General features: G+C 64.8%; 8 protein-coding genes. 2 read left to right on the top strand and 6 right to left on the bottom strand.

The window, feature by feature from the left end; genetic code table 11:
* Positions 1–96: 96 nt before the first annotated feature.
* From AOQ71_RS29640 to AOQ71_RS29625, 4 genes are all read right to left on the bottom strand, one after another.
* Positions 97–1,500, bottom strand: a complete 1,404-nt coding sequence (locus AOQ71_RS29640) for an MATE family efflux transporter (RefSeq protein ID WP_057754363.1) — start codon at positions 1,498–1,500, stop codon at positions 97–99.
* Positions 1,501–1,553: 53 nt separating this feature from the next.
* Positions 1,554–3,353, bottom strand: coding sequence for an ABC transporter ATP-binding protein (locus AOQ71_RS29635; RefSeq protein ID WP_057754360.1), 1,800 nt, complete (start codon positions 3,351–3,353; stop codon positions 1,554–1,556).
* 389 nt (positions 3,354–3,742) lie between these two features.
* Positions 3,743–5,329 (bottom strand): DHA2 family efflux MFS transporter permease subunit, encoded by a 1,587-nt coding sequence (locus AOQ71_RS29630; RefSeq protein ID WP_057754357.1) that lies wholly within the window; start codon positions 5,327–5,329, stop codon positions 3,743–3,745.
* 30 nt (positions 5,330–5,359) lie between these two features.
* Positions 5,360–6,667 carry an HlyD family secretion protein gene (locus tag AOQ71_RS29625; protein WP_057754355.1) on the bottom strand — a complete coding sequence of 436 codons (1,308 nt, stop codon included), beginning with the start codon at positions 6,665–6,667 and terminating at the stop codon, positions 5,360–5,362.
* A 207-nt stretch (positions 6,668–6,874) separates the two neighbouring features.
* Here AOQ71_RS29625 and AOQ71_RS29620 point away from each other — a divergent pair, with 207 nt between their 5' ends.
* Both AOQ71_RS29620 and AOQ71_RS29615 read left to right on the top strand, forming a co-directional pair.
* Positions 6,875–7,510, top strand: coding sequence for a TetR/AcrR family transcriptional regulator (locus tag AOQ71_RS29620; RefSeq protein WP_057754352.1), 636 nt, complete (start codon positions 6,875–6,877; stop codon positions 7,508–7,510).
* 55 nt (positions 7,511–7,565) lie between these two features.
* The gene (locus tag AOQ71_RS29615; RefSeq protein ID WP_057754349.1) at positions 7,566–7,919 is read left to right on the top strand and encodes a DUF6665 family protein; all 354 of its coding nucleotides are present in this window, start codon (positions 7,566–7,568) and stop codon (positions 7,917–7,919) included.
* A 19-nt stretch (positions 7,920–7,938) separates the two neighbouring features.
* Here AOQ71_RS29615 and AOQ71_RS29610 read toward each other — a convergent pair whose 3' ends face one another.
* Positions 7,939–8,679 carry a Crp/Fnr family transcriptional regulator gene (locus AOQ71_RS29610; protein ID WP_057754346.1) on the bottom strand — a complete coding sequence of 247 codons (741 nt, stop codon included), beginning with the start codon at positions 8,677–8,679 and terminating at the stop codon, positions 7,939–7,941.
* A gap of 72 nt (positions 8,680–8,751) precedes the next feature.
* Positions 8,752–10,107 carry an amidase family protein gene (locus AOQ71_RS29605; RefSeq protein WP_057754343.1) on the bottom strand — a complete coding sequence of 452 codons (1,356 nt, stop codon included), beginning with the start codon at positions 10,105–10,107 and terminating at the stop codon, positions 8,752–8,754.
* Positions 10,108–10,160 lie beyond the last annotated feature (53 nt).

Raw genomic sequence — 10,160 nt, 5'->3', positions numbered from 1 at the left:
GCATGATCCGGAAAAGTGTGAAGCGGTTTTCCGAAAAGATCATGCTCAAACAAAGAGCTAAAGCGCGATGACGATTCAATCCAATCTCATCGCGCTTTAGGCCGGCTCGCGTGCCAGAGGCGCGCCGGGCTCGGGACTCGCCGGCGCTTCAGCTTTCTCCTCCGGCGTCACCAGCCGCTTCCTGAACTCACGGCGCAGCAGCCACAGGCTCTGGACAGCCTGGAGCGTCGTCGCCGCATTCGACATGTACCAGACGTATTCGATCCGAAAGCCCGGCCGTGTCGAGAGCCAGATCGCCGGCAACGAGTAAGTGAGGACGCGCGTCGCCGAGCTCCACAGCACCGGCTTGGTGTTGCCGAGGCCCTGGAACATGCTGGAGCAGACGAAGATTAATCCCTGCGCCACCATGTTCAGCGAGATCATCTTCAGGAACAGCAACGCGACCCTCATGGTCTCCGGATCATTCGAGAAGCCGGCGAGCAGCAATCCGGGCGCGAGCTGCACGAACACAGTGAGCATGATCATCACGGCCGTCGCGATCAGCGCCGCCTTGACGAACGTCTCCCGCACCCGCTCGCTGTTGCCCGCGCCGAAGTTCTGGCCGGCAATCGGCCCTGCCGCGAGTGCGACGGCGAGGGCCGGCATCTGGATCAAGCCGATGACGCGCGTGCCGATGCCAAAGCCGGCCTGGGCCGCCGGACCAAGGTCTCGCAGCACGTAGTAGATCGCGGCCATGAAGATGAAGATCATCACGAACTCGCCGCCCGCGGGCAGGCCCACATTAAGGATCCGTTTCCATTCCCGCAGCCGTGGACGCCACTGCGCCGGATGGAACGCGACGTAGCGCTCCAGCCTGTGGAAATACGCGAACAGCATCAGCACGCCGATGAACACCGCGATCGAGCTTGCCAGACCCGCTCCGGCGACACCGAAGGCGTATCCGGTGCCCCAGCCGGTGATCAGGACCGGCGCCAGCGCGATGTTGAGGAGCACGGCGAGCACCTGCACCAGCATGCTCGGCCGCACGATGCCGGTGGCCCGCAGCGCCGCCCCCATCACCTGCGTCACGAATTGCAACGCCAACGCCGGCATGAACCAGTGCAAATAGGTGGCGCCGGCCTCGATCGTGGCCGCGTCGACCGAGATCGCTCGCATATAGGGGCGCGCCAGCGCCAGGCCACCGAGCAGCGTCAGCAGCCCTGACAGCACCGACAGCACGACCGACTGGTTGAAGATCATATTGGCGTCGGCGCGATCCTTGCGGCCAACGGCGTGCGCGATCAGCGCGACCGCGCCGACGCCTAGCATCTGCATCAGCGCGTTGACGAGGAAGCCGGCGTTGCCGGCCGCGGCGACGCCGGCAACCGCGGCATCGCCGAGCCCGGACACGAAGTACAGGTCGACGAGCTGGCAGATCATGATCGTGATCATGCCCGCCACGATCGGTGGCGCCATGCTCAGGATGTGGCTCACGATGGAGCCGCGCGTCAGGTCCTTCATGTCATTCCATCCTCGACGACGCGACGGCGGGATCTTCGCCCCGCCACCGCGCGTCATTCCGCCGCTGCGATATGCCCGAGCTCCACCACCTGGCGCTCGAACAGACTTCGATAGATGCCCCCTCGCTTGCTCGCGAGCATGGCATGGGTGCCCTGCTCGACGATCTCGCCGCGGTCGAACACCAGGATGCGATCGAGGCTCTTTACCGTCGACAGCCGGTGCGCGATCACGATCGAGGTGCGGCCTTTCATCAGCCGCTCCATTGCCTGCTGGATCAGCGCCTCCGATTCCGAATCGAGGCTCGAGGTCGCCTCGTCCAGGATCAGCACCGGCGCATCCGCCAGGAAGGCGCGCGCCAGCGCCACGCGCTGCCGTTCGCCGCCGGACAGTTTCACGCCGCGTTCGCCGACCAGCGTGCCGTAGCCCTTCGGCAGGCGCAGGATGAAATCGTGCGCGTTGGCCAGCCGCGCCGCCTGCTCGATCGCCTCGAGGCTGGCGCCGGGCCGGCCGTAGGCGATGTTCTCGGCCAGCGTGCGGTGAAACAGGATCGGCTCCTGCTGCACGATCGCGATCTGGCTGCGCAGCGATTGCTGCGTTGCCAGCGCGATATCCTGCCCGTCGATCAGAACGCGGCCACCGGTGACGTCGTAGAGCCGCTGCACCAGCTTGACCAACGTCGTCTTGCCGGAGCCGGAGCGGCCGACGAGGCCGATACGTTCGCCGGCGCGGATCGTGAGCGACAATCCGTCGTAGAGCGGCGCGCGATGGCCGCCATAGTGGAACGTGACGTCGTCGAACACGATCTCACCGCCCTCGATCGCGATCGGCAGCGCGCCTTCGGCATCCGCAATGCCGATCGGCTCGTCATGGATCGCCACCAGTTCGTCCATGTCGTTGACCGAGCGCTGGAGGTTGTTGATGTGCATGCCGACATCCCGCAGGTAAGCGTGGATCACGTAGTAGCTCGTCAGCACATAGGTGACGTCCCCGGGCGAGGCGCGACCCGACATCCACAGCAGCACAGAGCCGCCGATCACGGACGCGCGCAGGCACAGCAGCAGCGAGAGCTGCGACATGGCCGTGTAGTTGTAACGGAACCAGGTGCGACGCACGCGCGTGCGCCAGCGCTTGATGACGCGGGCGAGCCGCGCATCCTCGCGCATTTCCGCGCCGAACGATTTCACCACCGCATTGCAGGTCAGCGCGTCCGCCAGCGTGCCGCCGACCTTGGTGTCCCAGGCGTTGGAGACACGCGCGGCCGGCGCGATGTAGCGCGTCGAGAACAGCACGGTCATCGTGACATAGACAGCCGCGCCGAGCGCGATCACCGCACCGAGCGAGCCCCAATGCACGCCGAGCAGGATCATCGACCCGATCAGCACCGCAAGCGACGGCAGCAGCGCCAGCAGGATGGTGTCGTTCAGGAGATCGAGCGCCCACATGCCACGCGTGATCTTGCGCACGGTCGAGCCGGCGAAGGAGTTGGCATGCCAGTCGGTCGAGAAGCGCTGCACGCGCAGGAAGGCATCCTGCGCGACGTCAGACATGATCTTCAGCGTGAACGGCACGATCACCTGGAGGCCGCTCAGGCGCAACACCATCGACGCGGCGCCCAGCACGATGATGCCACCCAGCGCCACCAGCGCGGCGTGGCGTGCATCGGGATCGGACGGTCCGCGCGTCAACGCATCGACCAGATGCCCTGAGAACACCGGCATGAACAGGTCGGCGACGGTCGCACCTAGCAGGCCGACGGCGATCGCAAGCGCCCGCCCCGGCTGCTTCAGCCAGTGCCTGAACACGAAGGGCAGCACCAGGCGGATCGCCGCGGGCTTTTTTGACAGAGCGGTCATGGCATCATCCGGCCGCTGTTGCGGGCCGGCTCCATCGATGGACGCGAGTCGGCCCGAAGGCCGCAACGGCGTCACGTAAGACTGATTTTGACTTGGAAAGCGGAACGATCGGGACCTGGAGCCCAATCGAAGCTGGCGGAAGAGGCCTCTAACAGGCCGCGTACATACCGAACCAGGAGATCATCGAGCGCGGGTGCACGATCTGCGAATGCGACGACATCATGCAAATCTCTCCCCGGTTCGATTGAAATGAGGTGCGCTTTATAGATGTGTCATTTGCGATTTGCAACGGGGCCTGCGCGAGATCACGCACGAGTGTTGCATTTTGGTGCGCGTAACTCCGCACTCCACTGTCATGCCCCGGCTTGGCCGGGGCATCGCTTGGCCGGCTAATGCGCGTCGCCGCCGCTGCCGAACGGCGAGGCCGGCCTTTTCAGCAGGGTGACCAGCACGCTGAGGCAGAGGTAGAACAGCGTCAGCATGAAGAACGCGTCGCCAAAGCTCATCACCACGGCCTGACGGTGCACGATCTGGCTGAGCTGCTTCATCGCCATCAGTGCGGAGTCGCCGAGCCCCTGGAACTTTTGCTGGAGCATGGTCAGCGTTTCGGTCGCAGTCGCATTGCCCCAGGTCATGCGCTCCTGAAGGCGCGTGATGTGCAGGTCGGTACGATTATTGAGCACGGTGTTGATGACGGCGAGCCCGACCGCACCACCGAGATTGCGCATCAGGTTGAACAGGCCGCTCGCGTTCTTCACTTTCTCGGGCGCAAGCGTGCCGAGCGCGACGTTGTTGGTCGGCACCATCGCGAACATCATGCCGATGCCGCGCAGGATCTGCGGCATCAGCAGCTCGTAGAAATCGTAGTCGCGCGTGATCCAGGTCATCTGGTAGGAGCCGATCGCGAACACGATCAGGCCGAACGCGATCATGTAGCGCATGTCGAGCTTGGCCATGAGCCGGCCGACCAGCGGCGCGACCAGGAACATGGTGATGCCCGAGACGAACATGGTCTCGCCGATCATCAGCGCGCTGTAGCCGCGCACCTCGGCGAGATAGCGCGGATAGATGTAGGTCAGGCCGTAGAGGCCGATGCCGATGCAGAATTGCAGCGTGCAGCCGACGGCGAAATTCCGGTCGGAGAAGGTGCGCAGGTTGACGATGGGCTCGGCTGCCGTGAAGACACGCACGAAGAAGGCGATCGCCGAGACGGCGCCGATCGCGGCACAGATCGCCACCGACGTGTCCTGCAGCCATTCATATTGCGGCCCCTCTTCCAGCACATATTCCAGCGTGCCGAGGAAGCCGGCCATGAACAGCAGGCCCCACCAGTCGAAGCGGTCGAGCAATTCGAAATGCGGCTCGTCGAAATCGACCAGCGCCCAGACGCCGAGGGTGATGCCGATGCCCGGCACGACGTTGATGAAGAACAGCCAGTTCCAGGACATCAAATCGGTGATGTAGCCGCCGACCGTCGGCCCGACGGTGGGAGCCAGCGTCGCAACGAGCCCGATGATGGGACCGACGATGTGGAACTTCGACCGCGGGAACACGGTGTAGGCGGAGGCGAACACCGTCGGGATCATGCCGGCGCCGAGGAAGCCCTGGAGCGCGCGCCACAGGATCATCTCCTCGATGGTCGTGGCGAAGCCGCAGAGCAGGCTCGAAAACGTGAAGCCGGCCGCCGAGATCGCGAACAGGAGCCGCGTGCCGAAGGCGCGCGACAAGAATCCCGACAGCGGAATCGCGATCACTTCGGCAATCAGATAGGCGGTCTGGACCCAGGAGACTTCGCTGGAGCTTGCCGACAGCCCGGCCTGGATTTCGCTCAAGGACGCCGAGACGATCTGGATGTCCAGGATCGACATGAACATCCCGAACACCATGATGATGAAGGCGAACAGCCGCTTGGGCGCGATGCGCTCCGAAGCGGGATCCGCCATCATGGCAGGTGAAGCAGTCGTGGCGTTCGCCATGGTCTGACCCTCGCAGCGCCGATCGCGCGCTTACTGCGGATGGATCATGGTGGGATCGTCCAGATCGATCTCGCTGTCGGCGTCGGCGGCGCCCGTGTTGGTGTCGACGGTGGCGTAGACCGACATGCCGGCGCGCAGCAGGTTCTGCTTGGCGACCGACTTCGGCACGCGGATGCGGACCGGGACGCGCTGCACGATCTTGGTGAAGTTGCCGGTGGCGTTGTCGGGCGGCAGCAGCGTGAACACCGAGCCGGCGCCCGCCGCAATGCTGTCGACGACGCCGGAGAACTTGCGCATGCCGTAGGCGTCGACCTTGATCGTCACCGGCTGGCCGGGACGAATCCTCTTGAGCTGCGTCTCCTTGAAATTGGCGTCGATATAGACCTCGTCGAGCGGCACGACATTGCCGAGACGCTGGCCGACGGCAACGAAATCGCCGGCGTTGACGAGACGGTTGGAGAAGATGCCGTCGACCGGTGCGCGCACCGCCGTGAAGGAGAGGTCGCGCTCGGCCTTGGCGAGCGTGGTCTTGAGCTCGGCGAGCTGGGCCTGGGCTTCGGCCTGCTGGGCCTTGGCGACATCGACATTGCTCACCGCAACATCGTAGGCGGCCTGAGCGGCCTTGACGGCCGCTGCGCCCTGGTCGCGGCCGGCTTCCGAGCTCTCGAAGGTCGCGCGCGAGGCAAAGCCCTTGCTGCTCAGTGCCTGCTGGCGCTCATAATCGAGATCGGCGCGCTTGAGCCCGGCCTCCGCCGAGACGAGCTGCGTCTTGGCCTGCGCGACCTGGCTGTCGAGCGCCGCGACCTGGCGGCCGATGCGGTCGATGGTCGCCTGCTGGGTCGCGATCTTGGTCGCGGCGGCGTCGACAGCGATCTTGTAGTCGCCGTCGTCGATACGCATGACGATCTCGCCGGCATGCACCGGCGTGTTGTCTCTGGCCAGGATCGAGGAGATATGGCCGGCCACGCGCGCGCCCAGCATGGTATTGTTGGCACGGACATAGGCGTCGTCGGTCGAGACATAGAAGCGGCCGACCAGCGTGTAGTAGCCGGCATAGCCGGCGGCTGCGAGCGCCAGCACCAGGCCGACGCCCATCATGACGAATTTGCGCTTGCCGGGCTTCGGCGCCGGAGCGGCCGGGGCGGTCGGAGCCGGCTGATTGGTCACAGGCTTCTCCGGCGCCTCACTGGTGCGGCGCTTGCTTTCTTCGACCACATGAGACCGCAACTGCTCGGCGAGGGCTGCGGACGTCCCGGTCGCAGCTTCGCCGTTCGCCGTCGTCGTCTCCACCGCTTCCTGGCGAAGGACGCGCGCAGCCTGATCTCTCGATGTGGCCATAAAGGCCTCCCCAATAAAAACGCGATCGGGGGCAGCCGTCGCACGGCCGCAATCCCGCTCACCCATCCCAAATACCATTGACCGAACCGTTCGGTCAATATACTAAATATCGCTGGCGGGACCCTACTGGCCCGAATCCTTTATTTGGGTTCAATCACCCCAAGACCGCGCCAAGACCGCGCCAAAACCTTTGGAGACCCTGAACCAATGGTTGCAGCAAACCGCGAACATCTGCACGTCCTCCCGGACGAGGACAGCTCCAAGCGCCGCCAGATCCTGGCCGGCGCCCGCAAGGTGTTCATGGATCTGGGTTTTGACGGCGCCAGCATGGGCGAGATCGCGCGCGCGGCCGGCGTCTCCAAGGGGACGCTCTACGTCTACTTCGCCGACAAGAGCGCGCTGTTCGAAGCCATCCTCGAGGAGGAAGCGCTGTTTCACGGCCAGGTCGTGTTCAATTTCGACCCTGCGCGCGATGCCGAGACCACGCTGAAGGATTTCGGCCAGGCCTATCTGCATCTGCTCTGCCGGCCCGGCGGCGGATCGGCGATTCGCACCGTGATGGCGATTGCCGAGCGCATGCCCGACGTCGGTCGCCGCTATTATCTGCGCGTGCTGGACAAGACCATCAACCGGCTTTCCGAATATCTGAAGGCCCATGTCGCCTCCGGCGATCTCGCCATCGACGATTGCGACCTTGCGGCCTCGCAGTTCATGGAACTCAGCAAGGCCTCGCTCTTCCTGCCGCTCATCTTCCAGGCCGCGCCGCCGCCTTCGGAACAGCGCATGGCGGAAGTGATCGACAGCGCGACGCGGATGTTTCTGGCCGCGTACAAGGCGAAGTGAGCGGAAGCCGGCGACGCGTTGCGCCCGCGGTTCGTGCCGCTTTATATTGCGCGCCATGTCCCGTGACCTTCGCCCGCCGGTCGATATCCTCCATTATGAGATCGTCCAGGAACAAGCCTCGGCGCTTGGACGGATGGGCCGCACGCTCGAGCAGGCGCTGGCGCGCCTGCGCGAATTCGACGCCGCCCATGAAACCTCGGAGTCGTCCTCGGAGACGCCAGCTGCGATGCAGCCTGCCAGGCGCAAGCTGGTGATGGAGGCCGGTCAGGCGCTCTGGATGTTTGTGGTCCAGCGCGAGGCCACGGGCCTGCGCGACAGCCGCCATATCATGCGGACCTACGACGTCCCGGCCGAGGTGCAGCGCTGCATGGGGCTGGCCCCGCCGCCGTCGAAACCGGCTTCGAAATGACTGTCTACCGCGGCGTTCGCTAATCGGCCACCTGCTTCCTCAACGCCGCGAGATCGTTGACGACCATTTTGGTCGGACCGGTCGAGATGATGCCCTCGTCCTGCAGCCGACCGAGGATCAGGCTGATCGACTGCCGTGTCGCACCAATCATGCGCGCCAGGTTGGCCTGCGTGATGCGGCCGAGCGAAATTGGGCCACTCTCGTCCTGAGCAGCGTTTTCGCACAGCTTCACCAGCAGCAGCACCAGCCGCTCCGCCGCCTTCTGCCCCGCCAGCGTCTGCGCCAGCATCGAATATGTCTCACCCTTGAAGCCGAGGCACTCGATCAGTGCCACCGCAAACGACGGCGATCGTGCGATCAACGTTCGGATCGCGTCCTGGTCGAGATGCAGCGCCTCGACCCGGCCAAGCGCCCGGGCCGACCAGCTATGGCGATGATCGCCGAGAATGTAGGGCGCACCGACGAAGTCGCCGGCCTCCCAGGTCGCCAGCATCAGCTCGCGTCCCTGTGTGCCGGCATGGGTACTTTCCACGATCCCGTTCAGGATGATGTGGATGCCGTTCGCGGGCTCTCCCTCCCGCAGCAGATATTCGCGGTTCTGGTAGGCCGCGAGCCTGCCGGTCCGCATCACCAGGTCGAGATCGGCCTTGTCGAGCGCCTTCAGCACATAACGTCCGGTCCCGGCCGCTTGCACCTCGGCGCAAGGCCCACTTGAAGACTCACCCGGATCGGCCTCATCATGCGCATGACTGCGCCCCACAATCGGTCTCCCTTCGAGCGACGGCTCGAAGGCTAGGAGGTCTCCGCTTGGATTGCAACGCGGGGAAAATGCTCAAGCCTGGGCTTCCGCTCCCGTGAATGCACAGGCGAGGTCGGCGAGCAGGCGCTCCCGCCCCGCCGGCGCCAGAAAGGTGACGCCATGGGGCACGCCCGCCCTGGTCATCGCATTCGGCACCGCGATTGCGGCGAGCCCCAGCGGATTGGCGTAGTTCGTGTAGTAGCCATTGTTGAAATTTGCCGTCAGCGGATCGCGCGCGACGTCGTCAATCGTGAGGACGGTTCCGACCGTCGGCACGACCAACGCGTCGTGAGTTTGCCAGAAGTCACGCAGCGAACGCTGCACCTCCTTGACCTGGTAGAGCGCGCGATAGGCGTCTGCCGCGGTGAACTTCCGGCTGCCGACGACGAGATCGCGCACGATCCTGACGCCGGCATCCGGATTGGCATCGAGGAACGCGCCGACCGAAACATCCCGCTCGGCGAGGAACGGCCCGAAGAACATCAGATCGTTGATCGAGGTGAACGGCGAAAAATCGGTGGAAGCGACCGACATGTCGAGCCGCCGCAACTTGCGAAGCCCGCCGCCGAACAGCCTCTCCGTCTCTTCGTTGCCGAAGAACCTAAGCTGGTCCGGTCGAGGTGTCGCGATCCGGAATGGCCGCGTCGGAGGCATCTGCTCCGTCCAGCCGGCAAAATCGACTGGTGAAAAGCAATCCTCGGGATCGCGTCGCGCCAGCGCCCGATAGACGTCATAGCCGTCGCCCGGCTCCCGCGTGTAGAGCGAGATGGTATCAAAACTCCGGCAGGCATAGACCATGCCCCGCTGGCTGAACGCACCCGGTGCCGGCTTGAAGCCTGTGACACCGCAATAGGACGCCGGCACTCTGCCCGATCCGCCGGTATCGGTGCCGAAGGCAAAAGACGATGTGCCTGACGCGACCGACACCGCGGCGCCCGAACTGGAGCCGCCGGGAATGTAGTCCGGATGATGCGGGTTGCGCGCGATGCCGTAGGGCGAGCGCACACCGACGAGGCCGGTGGCAAACTGATCCATGTTGGTCTTGCCGATATAGATCGCTCCCGCGGCGATGGCGTCGGCGACAACCGGGCTCGTGACTTTCGCGACATAAGCGAATTCCGGGCAGGCCGAACTGGTCTGCTCGCCTGCCACATCGATACAGTCCTTCACCGAGACGATCAGCCCGTAGAGCGGCAGCTTGTCGATTTCATGGACGCGCGCATCGAGCGCACGCGCGGCGGCCATGACATTCTCGGGTTTGGCTTTCGATATCCAGACGCCGCTCTGGTCGGCATCCCCAAGGCGCGACAGCACATGCGCGGCGATATCGGATGGTCTGAGCGCGCCGCTGCGATAGGCGGCGCGGAGATAGCGGGGCGAGATATCCATGTCGTTCTGTACCTGCAGGAACGGGACTATGCCGGCGAGACAAGCCCGCCGGC

The organism is Bradyrhizobium manausense, assembly GCF_001440035.1.
Taxonomy (GTDB): domain Bacteria; phylum Pseudomonadota; class Alphaproteobacteria; order Rhizobiales; family Xanthobacteraceae; genus Bradyrhizobium; species Bradyrhizobium manausense.
This window is presented reverse-complemented; position numbering and strand designations above follow the sequence as displayed.